This is a genomic window from Kitasatospora sp. NPDC054795, assembly GCF_053611565.1.
This window is the reverse complement of sequence record NZ_JBSHAP010000006.1, coordinates 13,677-31,689: the sequence shown is the minus strand read 5'-3', so window position 1 is coordinate 31,689 and position 18,013 is coordinate 13,677. Positions and strand designations below refer to the sequence as shown.

Below are 18,013 nucleotides of genomic sequence, written 5' to 3'. Positions count from 1 at the left end.
CCCCTGGGCCTGCGGCGGCGCCCCCCCCCCCCCCCGGGCGGCGCCCCGGCCCGCGGGTGGGGGGGGGGCCGGCCGGGGGAGGGGTCGGACACGCAATCGGACCGGCGCCCCGCCGGGGCGCCCGCCGCCGAGCACGATAACCGCCGGGCGCCCGGTGCGGCTACGGTCCGTACGCGTGTCCGGTACGGAGGGTGTGTCTTCCGGTCGTTCGCGGGGCCTGGGTCGCCGGACGTTCCCGGACCGGATCTCCGCGGGAGCCGGGGCCCGATCCCGATCTCCGCGGGCGTCCCGAAACGGATCACTGCGGGGGCGCGCGTTTCGGACGCACCCCCGCGACCCGCGCCGCGCGCCGTCGCGCGTCGGTGGGGCTGTCCCCGGCGTGCCTCCGTAAGCCGCCGTGCGTCGGCCGGACCGTCCCCGCGGCGTGCCGCCGTACGCCGCCGTACGGCCGGGGCGGCGCGCTCGGGTCGCGCCACCGCACGCCCGTCGGGCGGCCCGGGGCGCACGCCGGTCAGACCGCGTGGTACCGGCCGGTGCGGGCCTCCCAGCTGAGGTAGCCGGCCAGCCAGGTGAGCAGCCCGTCCGCGTACCGCTGGGCGATCGTGCGTTCGATCCGGGAGAGGCCCAACTCGCGGTGGACGTCGGGCAGCCGGGCGTGCAGTTCGGCGCAGCGGTCGACCATCAGCTGGGCCTCGGCGATGACCGCCGCGCAGGCCTCCTCGGCCGAGCAGCGCCGTTCCCGCTGGACGATCATGACCAGGTTGTTCACGTCCCCGCGCGGCGCCTCCAGCGGGTAGGAGTGCACGTCGTTGCTGAGCGACGGTATGTCGGCGGCCAGCTGGCGGAGCTGGCGCAGCACGGGGTGGTGCAGGACGGCGGCCGGGACCTCGAACTGGCCCAGGCGTTCGACCATGTCGAAGATGGTCTCCATCGCCGCGGTGCCCCGGCGGAGCTCCAGGTAGCCGGCGCGGTCCGGCGGCCGGGTGGAGATCCGGCCGGCCGCCTCGGCCGGGTGACTGGCCAGGTAGTACTCCCAGTTGTAGGCGGCGCGGGCCTGCCAGCGGGCCGGCATGCCCCGCATGCTGCGGTTCCACAGATCGGCGAAGGCGGTCTCGACCGCGGAGCCCTGGTCGGGGCGGGCGCCGTGCAGGACGGCGATCAGCCGTTCGCAGATCGGGGCCACCTCGGCGGGACGGCGGCCGAGCGGGCCGTCGAACTGGTCGTCGAAGAGGAAGTAGAAGCCCATCAGGTCGGCGGCCAGGGCGAGTTCGTCCGGGCCGGCGTCCGGATAGCCGAGTGCGGCGAGGTCCACCACCTCCCAGTGCGCGTAGCCGGGATGGTCGGCGTCGGGCAGCAGCGGGTGGCGGATCAGCCAGTCCCTGTGCAGTGCGCTGGCGTGGATGCCGTGCGGACTGCGGCGGTGCGGGAACGGAATCTGAAGTGAGGTGTCGTCAGACATCGGACTCCCGGTGCAGCGGAGGGTGGGGGCGCTTTTTGTTCGAGCGGTGACGGTGGGGGGAGTTGGCGCGACGGGGCGCGGACGGTGAGGGTGGGCTTCGCAAGATCATCCGCGCCTCGAAGGCCGTAGGGTATCTGATGCAATGATGGGATGTTAGGGATGTAGGGCAATTGCCCTTGACAGGGCCCCCAAACCCTCACCGTCCGCCCCAGCCTGCACGAATGCCCCACGGGGAGGTCCGCACGGCGCTAATCTCGGCTCCACGCAGTGATGGAGCTGTGACGCAGCGGGCGAGGCGGAGGCACGACGGTGACCGAGCAGGAGAACGCACTTCGGGCGGGCGGTGGTTCCGCCCACGACGGCGACGGCATCGCGCCCCGGGTCCGGTTGCGCGACCGCGACGCCGAACTGCGCTCGGTGGAGGCCGCCGTCGACCGACTCTGCCGCGGCTTCGCCGCCGGCGGCACCGAGATCGGCGACCTGCTCACCTTCTCGGGCCGCCCCGGCATCGGCAAGACCAGCCTGCTGCACGAGGTCAGGCGGCTCGCCAAGCTCCGCGACGGCGCCACCGTGCTGTTCGCCCGAGGCGGTGAACGGCAGTTCAAGGAGCCGTACCACGTCCTGCGCCAGCTGCTCCAGCCCGTGCTCACCGACCTGAAGCCCGAGGTGTTCAGCCAGGTCATGGGCACCTGGGAGGAGGTCGTCGGACCGGCCATGGGCCTCAAGCAGCCCAAGGCCGGCGCCCGCCGCCTCGACCCGCAGGGCGTGCGCGACGGCCTCGACTACGTCCTCACCCAGCTCGCACCGCGCCGCGCGCCGATGGTGATGATCGTCGACGACCTGCACTGGTCGGACGGCGAGTCACTCTCCTGGCTGACCAAGTTCGCCATCCGATCGAGTGAACTTCCCGTTCTGCTCGTCTTCGCCTTCCGGGAGGACGAGAACGACTGGCCCATCGAGACCCAGGACTTCCGGCGGGACGTCCTCCTCCTCAAGGGCCGCAAGCACGAGCTCAACCGGCTCACCCTCAGCTCCGTCACCGACATGATCCGCGCCGAGCTCGGCGACAGGGCCGAGGACGCCTTCTGCTACGAGTTCTGGAACGTCGTCAACGGCAACCCGTTCGAGGCCAACGCCCTGCTCGACCAGGTGCGCGAGCAGGAACTCGAACCGGTCGAGGAGAACTCCCGGCAGCTGCGCGAACTCGCCGTCGACGCCGCCGGGATGACCCTCAAGAGCTGGCTGGACCGGCTCGGCGCCAGCACCCTGCGCTTCGCCTGGGCCTGCGCGATGCTGGGCACCGACATCCGGGTCGACCTCGCCACCCGGATCTCCACCCAGAGCACCGAGGGCGCCCGCGAGTCCATCAAGCGGCTGCGCAAGCAGCGCGTGCTGACCCAGACCCCCAACGGGAACCTGGAGTTCGTCCACCCGCTGATCGCCAGCTCCATCTACAACACCATGCCGGACGCCACCCGCCTCGGCATGCACGGCATCGCCGCCGCCGAGATCGAGAACGCCGGACTCGGCCTGCTCGCCGCCTCCCGCCACCTGGTCGAGACCCACTCCGGCGAGGGCGACGACCGGATCGTCAAGAAGCTGCGCCGCGCCGCCGTCGAACACCAGCTGATCGGCGCCCCCGAGGCGGCCCAGCGCTGTCTCCACCGCGCGCTCAACGAGCCGCCCGCCGACGAGATCAAGGCCGAGGTGCTCTACGAACTCGGGTGCTCCGCGCTGCTCACCGACCCCGTCGCCACCGTCAACCAGCTCAAGCTGGCCCTCGACCCTGACGAGGTGCCGCTGCGCCCCGCCCTGCGCGTGGACGCCACCTTCCGGCTCTCCGAGGTGCTCGCCCACGCCGGTGAACTGGGCCAGGCGGCCCTGGTCTGCCAGGACGAAGCCCTGAAGACCACCGAACCGGCCGGGCGTCAGCGGCTCCAGGCCGCCTCGTTCATGTGGCACGCCTTTCGCAAGTCCGAGGAGGACGGCCCGGGCCGCTCCGCCCGGCTCGGCGAGATGTGCCGGGACCTGGGCGGGCGGGAGGCGGCCGACCGGGCCGTGCTCGCCATGCGCGCCTGGGACCTCACCCTGCGCGGCGGCGCCTCCGCCGATGCGCTCGCGCTCGCCGACGAGGTCCTCGACGGCGGCCGGCTGCCCAAGGGCCTCGGCTGGACCGACACCACCTGGGGCTTCGAACTGCCCTCGATGCTCGGCCTGACGTACATCTACAACGACCGCATCGCCCAGGCCGAACGGCTGGCCGCGGACGCCATCATCCAGTTCGAGATCGCCGGGTGGAGCGGCGCCCACCGGGGCTTCGCCTACTTCCTGATGGGCCTGGCCCGGTTCCGCCGCGGCCTGCTCGCCGAGGCCGAGGACTTCCTGCGCCGGGCGTACCGCATCTCCGAGCGGATCGGGGAGAAGCTGCCGCTGGCGTGGGACGCGATCGGCGTGCTCGTCGACACCCTGATCGCCCGCGGCCGGGTCGACGAGGCCTGGAAGCTGGCCAACGAGTTCGGCTTCCACCCGCCGTACCACGCGACGGCCATGGTGCTGCCGGACGCGGCCTCGCTGTACGGCAAGCTGCTGGTCGCCAAGGAGAAGTACGCGGGCGCGGCCGCCGCGCTCACCGAGGCGGGCGCCCAACTGGAGGTCCGCGGCTGGCACAACACCGTCTGGGCGCCCTGGGCCGGCCACCTCGCCATCGCGATCGCGGACGACGAGCCCGAGCGTGCCCGCGACTACGCACAGCGGGCGGTCCGGGACGCACGCAACTTCGGCACCGCCTCGGCGATCGGCAGCGCGCTGCGCCTGCAGGCCCGGATCGAGGACGGCCAGGCGGCGGTCGAACTGCTGGAGGACGCCGTGGCGTACCTCGGGCAGTCCCCGGCCGGCTACGAGCACGCCGTCGCCCTGGTCGACCTCGGCGCCGCGCTGCGCCGGGTCGGGCGGCTGGAGGACGCCCAGGAGTACCTGTATCAGGGCATCGAACTGGCCCAGCACTGTTCCGCGGAGGGGCTGGTCGACCGGGCCCGGCGGGAGCTGGCCAACTACGGCCTGCGGCCCAACCGGCTGGGGCTGCGCGACTTCCGGGACACCCTGGAGACGCTCAGCAGCGCCGAGTGGGAGGTCGCCAAGCGGGCCGTGCAGGGCGTGCCGCCGCAGCGGATCGCCGACGAGCTCGGGGTGCCGCTCGGACTGGTCAACCGTCGGCTGGCGGCGGTCTACCGCAAGGCGGGCAGCGGGCCGGACGGCCTGGCCTCGGCGCTCGGGCTGCCGCAGCAGCAGCAGCGGGACGCGGGCCGGCTGGAGGAGCTGGACGGCTAGGAGCGGCCCCCGGGGTCGGTCGGGGCGCCCCGGTAGTCGTGGCCGGTGCACGGTGCACGGTCGGGGCGCCCGGTTCGTGGCGGGCGCCCGGCGGTCGTGGCCGGAGCCCGGTGCGCGGGTGGGCGCCCGGCGGTCGTAGGGGGCGCCAGATGGTGGACGGCGGCGCGGGAGGCGGCGCGTGGGTTCGCGGAAGCGCCCCCTCGGCCGCCGCCGTCGCTAGGCTGACGGACACGGGGCTGCCGCGGCGACCCCTCGACGGACCCGGAACCGGGCGGCCGCGGTGCGACCCGGCCGCGAGTGAGGAGCAGGCCCATGGCGAGCGAGGCCACCAGCGTGCGGCAGGAACCCCTGGAGCCCTCGGGCGCGGGCGCCGCGATCGAGCGCTGGACGCTCACGGCGGGCCCGTACGAGGCGAGCGTGCTCACTCTCGGCGCGACCCTGCACACCCTGAGCGCACCGGACCGCTCCGGCCGCTGCGCCCAGCTGCTGCTGGCCACCGACCGGTTGTCCGAGATCCTTGGCCCGGCCCGGCACTACGGCACGGTGGTGGGCCGGTACGCCAACCGGATCGACGGCTCGTCGGTCACCATCGACGGCGAGGAGCACCAGCTCGCCCCCACCGGTGGCGGCATGACCCTCCACGGCGGGCCGGACGGCTTCGCGCACCGGATGTGGGAGGCCGAGCCGGTCGACGGCGGCGTGCGGCTGGCGCTGCACAGCCCGGACGGCGACCAGGGCTTCCCGGGCGCGCTGGACGTCACCGTCACCTACACCCTGGACGCCTCCGGCGAGCTGGTGATCGCCTACCGCGCCGTCACCAGCAAGCCGACCGTCGTCAACCTCACCAACCACGCGTACGTCAACCTCTCGGGTGAAGGCAGCGGCGACGTCCTCGGTCACCTGCTCACCCTGGACGCCGACGCGTACACCCCCGCCGACGAGCGGCAGATCCCGTACGGCCGGACCGAGCCGGTGGCCGGCACGCCCTTCGACTTCACGGTGGCCACGCCGATCGGCAAGTCGGTGCACGACGAGCACCCCCAGCTGACCGGGCCCGGCGGCTACGACCACAACTGGGTGCTGCGTGCCCGGCCGGAGGACGGCAGCCCGGCGCGGGCCGCGCTGCTGGAGGACCCGGTCAGCGGCCGCACCCTGGAGGTGCTGACCACCGAGCCGGGCGTCCAGGTCTACACGGCGAACAAGTTCCAGGGCGCGGTCACCGGCGCGCGCGGCGTCCCGTACGGGCCGTTCGCCGGGATCGCGCTGGAGACCCAGCACTTCCCGGACTCCCCGCACCACCCGGCGTTCCCCAGCACGGAGCTGCGGCCGGGGGAGGAGTTCCGCTCGACGACCGTGCTCCGGCTGGGGACCAACTAGGTCCTGTCCGGTCGATCTTGCAGGATCAGCGCGCGGCGTCGGGCGCCCGTCTGGGCGTGCGGCCGGACGGCCCTCGTACTGGACGTACTTGGGCTGTCCGGCCGTGCGTCCAGGCGGGATGATCCGGCGTCGCACGCCCGGCAAGATCGGCCGGACAGGGCCTAGCGGGCGGTGCCCGGCCGGCGGCGCCCCGGCGCGCTACGGCGCGCTACGGCTTCGCGAGGTCCCGGCGCATGCAGAGCCGGGGCCAGCGGTCCAGACCGTGTTCGGCCTCCTTGCGGCGGATCTCGCGCAGGCCGGGGGTGAGTTCGTCCCCGGGCAGCGGGCGGAAACCGCAGCGGGCGTAGTAGGGGGCGTTCCAGGGGACCTCGGCGAAGGTGGTGAGGGTGAGCGCGGGGAGGGCGGTGCTCTCGGCGAGGTGCTCGATCAGCGCCCGGCCGATGCCGCGGCGGGCGTGGTCGGGGTGCACGGAGACCTGTTCGATGTGCAGCGCGCCGTCCACCGGCTCGGCGAGCAGGTAGCCGGCGACGGTCCCGTCGGGGGCCTCGGCGACCAGGGCGGTGCCCTGCTCCAGGTAGTGCGCCAGCTCCTCCGGTGCCGGGGGCTCGTCCTCGGCGATCTCCGGCATGCCGATCGCGGCGAAGGGTGCGCCGGCGGCCCGCTCCAGTTCGGCGAGCAGTGGAAGTTCGTCCCTGGTGACGGCTCTGATTCGCATGCATCCAGTCTGCTGCAGGCGGCTTTCGGCCACGCACGGTGGTGCCGTCGGCCAGTCGGCGGAGGGGTGAATCGGACGAATTCGGGCAATCGGTGCGTCCGTCAACTACCGAGCGGCAACGTCCAGGACACGCGGGCGTAACGATCGCGGTTTCTTGCAGAAACTTGCTGCAAGGACTTTCCGTCGATCTTCCACCGCTGTTAACTTCCTTCCCGAGCCCGACGGCAGCAACGGTGCGGTCGGTACGAGGCAGCCATTATGCGCCTGTCTCCGAACATCTCGGGCACCCCCACCCTCCCAAGGAGTTCTCATGCGGCGTGGCATCGCGGCCTCTGCCCTCGTTGTGGCCCTCGCGGTCTCGATGGCTGCCTGTGGCAGCAGCGGCTCCAGCTCCGACGGCAAGGCCGACGGGCCGGTCACTCTCACGTACTGGGACACCTCGAACGCCACCAACGAGGCGCCGAACTACCAGGAGCTCGTCAAGAAGTTCGAGGCTGCGAACCCGAACGTCAAGGTCGACTTCGTCAACGTGCCGTTCGACCAGGCCCAGAACAAGCTCCAGACCGCGATGGGGGCCAAGGGTGCTCCGGACGTGTTCCGCTCCGAGGTCGGCTGGACCGCCGCCTTCGCCAAGGCCGGCTACCTGGAGCCGCTGGACGGCACCCCGGCCGCCGCGGACACCTCCGCCTTCCAGCCGAGCCTGATCCAGCAGGCCAAGTACGAGGGCAAGCTGTACGGCGTGCCGCTGGTGACCGACACCCTCGGCCTGCTCTACAACAAGGAGCTGTTCACCAAGGCCGGCATCACCGACGCGCCGAAGACCTGGGACGAGCTGAAGACCGACGCCGCCGCCGTCAAGGAGAAGGCCGGCGTGGACGGCTTCTGGCTGAAGGCCGCCGACGGCTACTACGCGATGCCGTTCCTGTTCGGTGAGGGCACCGACACCGTCGACGCCGCGGGCAAGAAGATCACCGTCGCCTCGCCGGAGGCCGTCAAGGCCGTCGAGACCTACAAGTCGATGTTCACCGCGCCGGGCACCGTCAAGGCCGACGTCACCACCGACGCCTACGCGCACATGATGGACGCCTTCAACAGCGGCAAGGTCGCGGCGATCGTCCAGGGCCCCTGGGAGATCACCAACATCTACAAGGGTTCGGCCTTCGCCGACAAGAACAACCTCGGCATCGCCGCCGTCCCGGGCGGCTCCGGCGGCAAGGGTGGCGCCCCCACCGGCGGCCACAACATCTCGGTCTACGCGGGCGCCGACAAGGCCCACAAGGCCGCCGCGGAGAAGTTCGCCGCCTTCATGACCTCGGCCGAGAGCCAGGCGTTCATCGCGCAGAAGAACTCCACCCTGCCCACCCGCTCCGACGCCTTCACCGCGGACGTCAAGGCCGACCCGGGCATCGCCGGCTTCCAGGCCGTGCTGAGCAGCGCCAAGCCGCGCCCCGAGCTGCCCGAGTACAGCTCGCTGTTCGCCTCGCTGGGCACCAACCTGGGCAAGGCCGTCCAGGGCACCAGCACCCAGGACGCGCTGAACACCGTCTCCACCGACTACGCCAAGCTCCTGCCGGGCTTCGCCAAGTAGTCCCTGTGCCCGGCCCGCCGGTCGACGGATGACAGCGGGCGGGTGGCAGTGACCGTGCGACGGCGAACGAATGACGGATAACAGATTTCATCATCTGTCAGCTGTCATCCGTTCGCTGTCTGCGGCCCGTCGCCACCCGCCCCGCGGCGCCCGTCGTCCACTGCGGACCGGGCCGTCGGCTCCCCCCGAGAATTCCCCCCGAGAAGGTGCAAACGATGTCAGTCGCCGTGCAGGGCGCCACCGGCAAGGGCAACCGGGAACGCGAGCAGCGTCCGGGCCTGCTGGAACGCGTCAAGCGCTCCTACGCCAAGCACTGGTACGCCTACGCGATGATCGCCCCGGTCGTACTGGTGCTCGGTGCGCTGGTGCTCTACCCGCTCGCCGAGGGCATCTGGCTCACCCTCACCGACGCCAACAGCCTCAACGTCGCCCGCAAGATCGGCGTCAACGAGATCCCGGCGAGCTACGAGTTCGTCGGCTTCCACAACTACGCCGACATCCTGTGGGGCCCCGGCTCGTACGACCGCTTCTGGTCGCACTTCGTCTGGACCATCGCCTGGACGGCCGTCTGCGTCTTCCTGCACTACACCCTCGGCCTCGGCCTGGCCCTGCTGCTCAACCAGAAGCTGCGCGGCCGCGCCGCCTACCGGATGCTGCTCATCCTGCCCTGGGCCGTACCGACCTTCGTCACCGTCTTCTCCTGGCGCCTGATGCTCGCCGACGGCGGCGTCGTCAACAACATCCTCTCCTTCCTGCACCTGCCCGAGCCGGGCTGGCTCACCGACCCGTGGGCGCAGAAGGCGGCCGCGATCATGGTGAACACCTGGGCCGGTGTGCCGTTCATGATGATCTCGCTGCTCGGCGGCCTCCAGTCGATCCCGGCCGAGCTGTACGAGGCCGCGGAGATGGACGGCGCCACCGCCTGGCAGCGCTTCCGGTACGTCACCCTGCCGGGGCTGCGCTCCGTCTCCTCCACGGTCGTGCTGCTCGGCGTGATCTGGACGTTCAACCAGTTCAACGTGATCTTCCTGTTGTTCGGCACCGGCGCCCCCGACGCCCAGCTGCTGGTCACCTGGGCGTACCGGCTCGGCTTCGGCCAGATCCCCCGGGACTACGCGCAGTCCGCCGCCTACGGCGTGATCCTGCTGTCCATCCTGATCATCTTCACCGCCTTCTACCGGCGCTGGCTCGCCCGCAACGAGCAGGCCAACGGCTGAGGCCCCGGACCCAGTTGACCCACGAAGGCAGGTAACCCCGATGAGCACCACCACCGAACTCCCGGCCCGCCCGGCGGCCGCGGCCCCGGCCGCCCGGCCCGCCAAGGTCCGCCGCCGCGGCGAGCGCAGCCCGATGGCCCGGGCGCTGTCCCACGGCACCCTGATCCTGGCCGGCCTGATCGCGCTCTTCCCGGTCGCGTGGATCCTGTTCGTCTCGCTCGGCCCGGACAAGACCGACTACCTCCACCCCGGCCAGATCCTCGGCAAGCTGACGCTGTCGAACTACCAGCACGTGCTGTCCGACACCGACTTCTTCACCTGGTTCGGCAACGCCCTGCTGGTCTCCGGCGTCACCACCGTGTTCGGCGTGATGCTCGCCGCCACCACCGGCTACGCCGTCTCCCGGATGAAGTTCCCCGGACACAAGCCGCTGATGTGGTCGCTGCTGGTCACCCAGATGTTCCCGATCGCGGTGCTGATCGTGCCGATGTACACGATGCTCTCCGAACTCGGCCTGCTGGACAGCTACACCGGCCTGATCCTGGTCTACTCGACCACCACCGTGCCGTACTGCGCCTGGCTGCTGAAGGGCTACTTCGACACCATCCCGGTGGAGATCGACGAGGCCGGCCGGGTCGACGGGCTCAGCCCGTTCGGCACCTTCTGGCGGCTGGTGCTGCCGCTCGCCCGCCCGGGCCTGGCGGTGGCGGCCTTCTACTCCTTCCTCACCTACTGGGCCGAGGTGCCGTTCGCCTCCACGTTCATGCTCAGCTCCGACAAGTACACGTTGGCCGTGGGCCTCCAGACCTTCGTCAGCGAGCACGACGCCCAGTGGAACCTGATGGCCGCGACCGCCGTGCTGATCGCGATCCCGTCCGCGGCCTTCTTCTACCTGGTGCAGCGCCACCTGGTCACCGGCCTGACCGCCGGTGCCTCCAAGTCGTAACGGGCCGCCACGTCGTCACGCGCCGCCACGTCGTCACAGGACCGCACGCCGTCGCAAGACCGCACGCCGTCACAGGACCGCACCTCGTCGCGCGCCTCCACGTCCCAGCGCCTTCCGCTCCTCTAGTCCCCAAGGGATACCGTCCATGACCCAGAACCTGGCCGACACCTCCCGGCCTGCCGCCGACACCGCTCACGAGGCGAACGTCAGCGCGTCCAGAGGCTGGTGGCGGGACGCGGTCATCTACCAGGTGTACCCGCGCAGCTTCGCCGACTCCAACGGCGACGGCATGGGTGACCTGCCCGGCATCCGCAGCCGCCTGCCCTACCTGCGCGACCTCGGCGTGGACGCGGTCTGGCTCTCGCCGTTCTACGCCTCGCCGCAGGCGGACGCCGGCTACGACGTGGCCGACTACCGCGCGGTGGACCCGATGTTCGGCACCCTGCTGGACGCCGACGCCCTGATCCGGGACGCCCACGACCTGGGTCTGCGGATCATCGTCGACCTCGTCCCCAACCACTCCTCGGACCAGCACGAGTGGTTCCAGCGCGCCCTGCGCGAGGGCGCCGGCTCCCCGCTGCGCGAGCGCTACCACTTCCGCCCCGGCAAGGGCGAGCAGGGCGAACTGCCGCCCAACGACTGGGAGTCCATCTTCGGCGGCCCGGCGTGGACCCGCAGCGAGAACCCGGACGGCACCCCCGGCGACTGGTACCTGCACCTGTTCGCCCCGGAGCAGCCCGACTTCAACTGGGAGAACCCGGCCGTCGCCGACGAGTTCCGCTCGATCCTGCGCTTCTGGCTCGACATGGGGGTTGACGGCTTCCGCATCGACGTCGCCCACGGCCTGGTCAAGGCCCCCGGCCTGCCCGACCTCGGCGGCGCCGACCAGCTCAAGCTGCTCGGCAACGACGTCATGCCGTTCTTCGACCAGGACGGCGTGCACGAGATCTACCGCAGCTGGCGCAAGATCCTCGACGAGTACCCGGGGCAGCGGATCGGCGTCGCCGAGGCGTGGACCCCGACCGTCCAGCGCACCGCCAACTACGTCCGCCCCGACGAGCTGCACCAGGCCTTCAACTTCCAGTACCTGGGCACCGGTTGGGACGCCACCGCGCTGCGCGAGGTGATCGACCTCTCGCTCGACTCGATGCGCCCGGTCGACGCCCCCACCACCTGGGTGCTCTCCAACCACGACGTCACCCGGCACGCCACCCGGTTCGCCAACGAGCCCGGCCTCGGCACCCAGATCCGCACCCCCGGCGACCGCGAGCTCGGCCTGCGCCGCGCCCGCGCCGCCACCCTGCTGATGCTCGCGCTGCCCGGCTCGGCCTACGTCTACCAGGGCGAGGAGCTCGGCCTGCCGGACGTCACCGACCTGCCCGACGAGGTCCGCCAGGACCCGTCCTTCTTCCGTCAGGCCGGCCAGGACGGCTACCGCGACGGCTGCCGCGTCCCGATCCCGTGGTCCGGCACCGAGGCCCCGTACGGCTTCGGGCCGGTGGCCGGCGGGCCGTCCTGGCTGCCCCAGCCGGGCGAGTGGGCCGGGCTGAGCGTCGAGGCGCAGACCGGCGACCCGACCTCCACCCTGGAGCTCTACCGCAGTGCGCTGGCCGTCCGCCGGGCGCAGCCCGACCTTGGCGCCGGCACCGGGGTCGAGTGGCTGGAGAGCCCCGAGGGCACCCTGGCGTTCCGTCGCGGCGCCTTCGTCTGCACCGTGAACACCACCGGCGAACCGGTGCGGATCGCCGCCCCGGGCACGCTGCTGCTGGGCTCGGCCGACCTCGTGGTGGACGGCGGCGAGACGGTGCTCGCTCCGGACAGCACCGGCTGGTGGGCGGTCTGACGTGGTTGGAATAGGCTCTGGGACCGTGACTACGGCGCGACTCTCAGACATCGCGGCGCAGGCGGGGGTCAGCGAAGCCACCGTCTCCCGCGTGCTCAACGGCAAGGCGAACGTTTCCGCCGCCACCCGGCAGACCGTGCTGGCGGCGCTCGACGTGCTCGGGTACGAGCGGCCGACCCGTCTCCGCCAGCGCAGCGCCGGGCTGATCGGTCTGATCACGCCCGAGCTGAGCAACCCGATCTTCCCCGCGCTGGCCCAGGTGATCGAGCAGGTGCTCAGCCGGCACGGCTACACGCCGGTGCTGTGCACCCAGACTCCGGGCGGGTCCACCGAGGACGAACTGGTGGAGATGCTGGTGGACCGGGGCGTGGCGGGCATCGTCTTCGTCTCCGGGCTGCACGCCGACACCACCGCCGACCACGACCGCTATGCCCGGCTGGCCGGGCGCGGGGTGCCGTTCGTGCTGATCAACGGCTACAGCGAGAAGATCGACGCGCCGTTCATCTCGCCGGACGACCGGGCCGCGATGTGGATGGCCGTCCAGCACCTGGCCGAACTCGGGCACGAGCGGATCGGGCTGGCCGTCGGTCAGCGCCGGTACGTGCCGGTGCTGCGCAAGATCGAGGGCTTCACGGGCGCGCTGCGCGAGGTGCTCGGACTCTCCCGGGAGGAGGCCGACGACCTCGTCCACCACACGCTGTTCAGCGTGGAGGGCGGGCACGCGGCGGCCGGTGCGCTGCTCGACAAGGGCTGCACGGCGATCGTCTGCGGGAGCGACATGATGGCGCTCGGGGCGATCCGGGCGGTGCGGCAGCGCGGGCTGTCGGTGCCGCAGGACGTGTCGGTGGTCGGCTTCGACGACTCGCCGCTGATCGCCTTCACCGAGCCGCCGTTGACCACGATCCGCCAGCCGGTCGAGGCGATGGCCACGGCGGCGGTGGACGCGCTGCTGGAGGAGGTCGGCGGAAACGCGGCCCAGCGCGGCGAGTTCATGTTCCAGCCGGAGCTGGTGATGCGCGGGTCCACCGGGGCCTGCGCGCGCTGAACCCCGGCCGTCACGGCCGACGGAAGGGCCCCGGAGGGCGGTTGCTCTCCGGGGCCCTTCGGCGCGCGGTCGGCCGCCCGGGCCGTCGGGCGGTCAGCCCTCCTGGGCGGTGGGGCGGTCGACGGTCGATCGGTGCCCGTCGGCCGCCTCGCCGGTACGGGTCTCGGTACGGCGGCCGCGGGCCAGGTAGTCGCGCAGGACCAGTTCGACGGCGTCCTGCGGGTTCTTGGTGCCGGAGAGCAACATCGCGTCGATCGCGAGGTTCGCGTCGAGGGTGACGGTGACCTGGGCCATGTGACTCCTCCTCGGGTGCAGAGCAGCAGCATGCCCGTTGGGGCGGGGAATCACCACGGGGATTCGCCATGGGGATTCGCCATGGGGATTCAGCACGGGGCTTCACCGCAGGGATTTGCCACGAGGTACGGCCGCGGGCATGCCGGAACCCCCGGGGAGGAGCGACCAGACTCTCCCCGGGGGCGTGGGCGGTCAGCGTTCGGACGACAGCTGACAGATGATGAAATCTGTTATCTGTCAGCTGTTATCCGTCGTCCGTCGGCTGTCGGTTGTTCGCCGTTCTCAGACCCGGCCGGCGAAGTCCGGGGCCCAGTTGGCGATGCTCTGCTCGCGGACGCCCGAGCTCGGGTTGGCGGCCTCGACGTACTTGCCGTTGCCGACGTAGATCGCGACGTGGTAGACGCCGGAGTCCTTGCCGTTGTTGGACCAGAACAGCAGGTCGCCCGGCTGGAGGCTGTCCAGCGAGACGTGGGTGCTGGCGGCGGCCTGGTCGGCGGCGACGCGCGGGACGGAGACGCCCGCGGCGCGCAGCGCGGCCTGGGTCAGGCCGGAGCAGTCCCAGCCACCGTTGCCGGTGCCGCCGTAGACGTACGCCTGACCGACCTTCGACTCGGCGAAGGAGACCGCGGCGGCCATGCTGCCGGTGGCGGCCGGAGCCTGGGTCTGGGCCGGAGCCTGGGTCTGCGGAGCGGGCTTGGCAGCCGGCTTGGCGGCCGGGGTCTGGGCCTGCGCGGTCGGCTGGGTGTTCACGGCACCGCCGTTCGCGGACTGGCCGGACTTCTGCGAGCGGTCGAACCAGGTGAAGTCCGAGCCGGACTTGCCGGTGGCGGCCTGGGCCTGGCCGTTGCCGCCGAAGGACAGCTGCTGGCCCGGGTAGATGCTGTCCGGACCCTCGGTCAGGGTGCCGCGGTTGAGCTCGTACAGCCGCTGCCAGCCGCCCTGCACCTTGTGCTGGTCGGCGATCGCGGACAGCCAGTCGCCCTCGACCACGGTGTAGTCGCCGTTCTGGGCCTGCTGCTGGCGCTTCTGGACCCAGTCGCTCCGGTTTCCGGAGGCAGCGGAGTCGGCGCCGGCCTGCGTGCCGTCCTGGGCGGGCGCGGCGGGCGCGGCGGGCTTGGCGGCCGGGGCCTGGGTCTGCGGAGCGGGCTTGGCGGCCGGGGCGGCCGGCTTGGCGCTCTGGGCGGGCTTGGCGGCGGTCGAGCCGGCGGTGGAGCCCGCCGAGGTGTCGACGGCGGCCGCGGCGCCGCCCTTGGTGAGGCCGGCCTGGACCGAGCACACCGGCCAGGCGCCGGGGCCCTGCGAGGCGAGGACCTTCTCGGCGACGGCGATCTGCTGGTCCTTGGTGGCCAGGTCGGCGCGCGCCGCGAAGGCGCTGCCGCCGAAGGCGGACCAGGTGCTGGAGGTGAACTGGAGGCCGCCGTAGAAGCCGTTGCCCGTGTTGATGCTCCAGTTGCCGCCGCTCTCGCACTGGGCGACCTTGTCCCAGGTGGCGACGGTGGCGGCGGAGGCGGTGCCGGAGGCGATGCAGGGGACGGTGAGGCCGACGCCCGCGACGCCGAGGGCGGCGATCACGCGATGGGTGCGGCTGGACAGACGAGTGCCGTTGGTGGGCAGCATGAAGACGCGGTCCTCTCCCACGCCTGCGAGGTGAGCTGTCGGATTCGGGCTGGAGTTGCCCGGCCGCGCTGTGGGCGCGGCTTCACCCCTAGCCCTGGACCGTTCCGGAGATCGGTCCGGGGCGACTTACCTGTGGGTCCCCCGCTCCTGCCGTGGTGCGATTTCGCGCTGCCAGGACATCCGACGGCAGGACTCGGCGTCGCGGATGAACCGGGTTCGTGTGGTCACGAACGGGGAGCACGTTAATCAGACTTAAGTTCAAACTGCAAACGGCTGTGATGCGCATCACGGTTTAGTGGAAACTGCCAAAACTGCCGCTCTCCATGATCGTAAATGATCGTTTTCGAGCAACCCTGTTGCGGAAGCCCACAACTGGCAGCACTTCAGGAGTGGCGTGACGGCGCGTCGAATCGCGGGCCGGAGCGTTCCGGCGGATGGGGCTGCGGCTGTGACGCGAGCGCCCGCGACCGCGTTTCCTATTTCCTTTCAAATAGGCCAGAACGGACATTCCACTTCATTGCCGTCCGACTTCCGCGGGACGGCCATGGGCGGGCGGAGCAAAACCGAAGGGCCCGGAACGGCATGCCGTTCCGGGCCCTTCGGTGCGCGCGAACCGGCGCGCGGCGTCGACTACCGCCCTGCGGGCCCCTGGGAGGCCGCGTGGGCGCCGCGGACGCCCTCCAGGGCCCCCTCGGCCTCGGCGGCGGCCGCTGCCTCCGCCTCGGCCCGTGCCAGGTCCTCCGGGGACGGCGCGGGCAGCGCCGCCAGGTAGGTGGAGGCGATCAGCTGGCCGACCGACGGGTACGAGCCCAGCGGCGCGGCCGACGGGCAGCCGGTCTCCTCGGCGGCGGTGGCGAGCAGCTCGGAGTCCGCCTCCGGGCCGATCACCAGCGGGGCCAGCGCCGGGCGCTGCGAGCCGGTGTCCCTGAGGTGGTTGACGGCCGCGGCCACCGAGCCGGGCACGTCGAGCGCGGCGGCGACGACCGGCACGGCCAGTCGGGCGGCCAGCAGCACGCCGGTGATGCCGGCCGCCGCGGCCGCGTCCTCGCCGCCGACGGTGGTCAGCACCACGCCGTCCGCGGCGGTCGCGATGGCGAACAGCCGGGCGCGGTCGGCCCGGGCCAGCCCGGCCTCGGACAGCCGGACGTGCACGGCCTCGGCCAGCAGCGGGTGCGGGCCCAGCGGGTCGGTGACGGGCGCGCCGTACTCGGCGGCGAGCGCGTGAAGCTCGGTCAGGAAGGTGTGCGGGCCGGGCACCAGCGGCACCAGGACAGGCGTGGGCAGCCCGGCCTCGGCCGCCATGGCCAGCAGCTCGGCCACGGTGCGGTCCTCGCCGCCCGCACCCTCGCCGCCGTTGCCGGGCAGGTAGCCGACCGCGGTCCGGACGCCGTTCTGCTCGGTGCGGACGATCGAGAGCAACTCCTCGACGACCGAGCGGGACTCGGGCCCGGCGGTCGCGGGCACGGCGAGCACCAGGGCCGGGGCGCCGGCCGGGATCTCGGGGCGCTCGGGACGACGGTGGCGCCCCCGCGCACGGGAGCCTGGAGTACGGACGGGCAGTGGCGCGCCCGGGATGGCTGCGGTGCTCATGCCGGAGATCGTAGGACATCTGCCCGTCCGGCTTGCAGTCGGCTGCCGCGTGGGTTTCACGCGGCAGCGGTCCGGAGCCCGGTGCGTCTCCGGCGCCGGTCCGGGCACTTTGCCTACAATCCGGACATTCCGCTCCCAATCCCCGCGCGACCGCCGGTGGTTGCCTCGACGTGACCCGAGGGGGCCGACGTTGCACCTGGGGCGCGTGAGATGTCTCACAGCATGAGGATGGTTTGACGGAGGGTCACGGGGGTGCGACTCCCGGCATTCGAAGATCAACATTCAGCGGGGAGGCGCTCACGGCCGGTTATCGCGCGCCCGACGATTCATCGGCTATGTCCGTTTACGTACCGTCAGGAGAAGGGTCCGTGAAGAGTTCGCGGCTGCGGACAAAAGGCCACGTGCACCTGCAACGTCCCGTGCTGATGCACGTGCACTGCAGCTATCATCGCGTCAAGTGAGGCGTTGTGCCGGACCGGTACGGGGCCGGTCCGTTCGTTTCGACGGTGCCGGGGGCGCCGCGCTGGACGACAACTCCGGAAGCTCTTCGGGAGATTTCTATGCACGACTCGCAGGACACGCACGGCTCGTACGACACCTACAACGGGATGGCCGCCGCCGATCTCCAGGGGGTGGTCTGGCAGAAGAGCCGGCACAGCAACTCCCAGGGCAACTGCGTCGAGTTCGCGGCCCTGCCCGGCGGCGATGTGGCGATGCGCAACTCGCGGTTCCCGGACGGCCCGGCCCTCATCTACACCCGGGCCGAGATCGCCGCCCTGCTGCTGGGGGCCAAGGACGGGGAGTTCGACCACCTGGCGGTCTGACCGACCGCCGTGCTCCATCATCGGGGGGCCGTCGTGGGTGCCGACACCACGACGGCCTTTGTCTTTGTCTCCTCCGGGGGACCTCTTCGCCGGCGGTCTCCGCTCCGGAGGCATCCGCATCGGACCGGAGGCGTCCGCACCGGACCGGGAGTCCTCGGCGGGGCCGGGTGG

General features: G+C 72.0%; 13 protein-coding genes and 1 riboswitch. Of the genes, 8 read left to right on the top strand and 5 right to left on the bottom strand.

The annotated features are described in order from the left end of the window. Positions 1–511: 511 nt before the first annotated feature. Positions 512–1,459, bottom strand: coding sequence for a terpene synthase family protein (locus tag ACWGJO_RS03600; RefSeq protein ID WP_452181961.1), 948 nt, complete (start codon positions 1,457–1,459; stop codon positions 512–514). A gap of 309 nt (positions 1,460–1,768) precedes the next feature. Here ACWGJO_RS03600 and ACWGJO_RS03595 point away from each other — a divergent pair, with 309 nt between their 5' ends. Then, positions 1,769–4,786, top strand: coding sequence for an ATP-binding protein (locus ACWGJO_RS03595; protein WP_452181960.1), 3,018 nt, complete (start codon positions 1,769–1,771; stop codon positions 4,784–4,786). 312 nt (positions 4,787–5,098) lie between these two features. Continuing rightward, a complete protein-coding gene (locus ACWGJO_RS03590; RefSeq protein ID WP_452181958.1) occupies positions 5,099–6,163 on the top strand; it encodes an aldose epimerase family protein in 1,065 nt (354 codons plus the stop codon). Positions 6,164–6,371: 208 nt separating this feature from the next. Here ACWGJO_RS03590 and ACWGJO_RS03585 read toward each other — a convergent pair whose 3' ends face one another. After that, positions 6,372–6,878 carry a GNAT family N-acetyltransferase gene (locus tag ACWGJO_RS03585; RefSeq protein WP_452181957.1) on the bottom strand — a complete coding sequence of 169 codons (507 nt, stop codon included), beginning with the start codon at positions 6,876–6,878 and terminating at the stop codon, positions 6,372–6,374. Positions 6,879–7,188: 310 nt separating this feature from the next. Between ACWGJO_RS03585 and ACWGJO_RS03580 the strand changes: the two genes are divergently transcribed. From ACWGJO_RS03580 to ACWGJO_RS03560, 5 genes are all read left to right on the top strand, one after another. Next, positions 7,189–8,466, top strand: a complete 1,278-nt coding sequence (locus tag ACWGJO_RS03580) for an extracellular solute-binding protein (RefSeq protein WP_452181956.1) — start codon at positions 7,189–7,191, stop codon at positions 8,464–8,466. Between the two features lie 215 nt (positions 8,467–8,681). After that, entirely contained in the window at positions 8,682–9,683 is a 1,002-nt protein-coding gene (locus ACWGJO_RS03575; RefSeq protein WP_452181954.1) for a carbohydrate ABC transporter permease, read from the top strand. Between the two features lie 40 nt (positions 9,684–9,723). Continuing rightward, positions 9,724–10,629 carry a sugar ABC transporter permease gene (locus tag ACWGJO_RS03570; protein WP_387685299.1) on the top strand — a complete coding sequence of 302 codons (906 nt, stop codon included), beginning with the start codon at positions 9,724–9,726 and terminating at the stop codon, positions 10,627–10,629. 145 nt (positions 10,630–10,774) lie between these two features. After that, complete coding sequence (locus tag ACWGJO_RS03565) at positions 10,775–12,472, top strand: glycoside hydrolase family 13 protein (RefSeq protein WP_452181953.1); 1,698 nt, start codon at positions 10,775–10,777, stop codon at positions 12,470–12,472. A 25-nt stretch (positions 12,473–12,497) separates the two neighbouring features. Further along, complete coding sequence (locus ACWGJO_RS03560; RefSeq protein ID WP_452181952.1) at positions 12,498–13,517, top strand: LacI family DNA-binding transcriptional regulator; 1,020 nt, start codon at positions 12,498–12,500, stop codon at positions 13,515–13,517. Positions 13,518–13,610: 93 nt separating this feature from the next. Here ACWGJO_RS03560 and ACWGJO_RS03555 read toward each other — a convergent pair whose 3' ends face one another. The 3 genes from ACWGJO_RS03555 to ACWGJO_RS03545 all read right to left on the bottom strand — a co-directional run bounded on the left by ACWGJO_RS03555 (position 13,611) and on the right by ACWGJO_RS03545 (position 17,018). After that, on the bottom strand, positions 13,611–13,811 hold the full coding sequence (locus ACWGJO_RS03555) for a hypothetical protein (RefSeq protein ID WP_452181951.1): 201 nt from the start codon (positions 13,809–13,811) through the stop codon (positions 13,611–13,613). Positions 13,812–14,093: 282 nt separating this feature from the next. Then, positions 14,094–15,449 carry a transglycosylase family protein gene (locus tag ACWGJO_RS03550; RefSeq protein WP_452181950.1) on the bottom strand — a complete coding sequence of 452 codons (1,356 nt, stop codon included), beginning with the start codon at positions 15,447–15,449 and terminating at the stop codon, positions 14,094–14,096. Beyond that, positions 15,436–15,606: riboswitch (cyclic di-AMP (ydaO/yuaA leader) on the bottom strand. Its footprint overlaps the gene before it by 14 nt. 452 nt (positions 15,607–16,058) lie before the next feature. Then, positions 16,059–17,018, bottom strand: a complete 960-nt coding sequence (locus ACWGJO_RS03545; protein ID WP_380632276.1) for a hypothetical protein — start codon at positions 17,016–17,018, stop codon at positions 16,059–16,061. Between the two features lie 560 nt (positions 17,019–17,578). Here ACWGJO_RS03545 and ACWGJO_RS03540 point away from each other — a divergent pair. Further along, a complete protein-coding gene (locus ACWGJO_RS03540) occupies positions 17,579–17,842 on the top strand; it encodes a DUF397 domain-containing protein (RefSeq protein WP_097235176.1) in 264 nt (87 codons plus the stop codon). Positions 17,843–18,013: the final 171 nt, after the last annotated feature.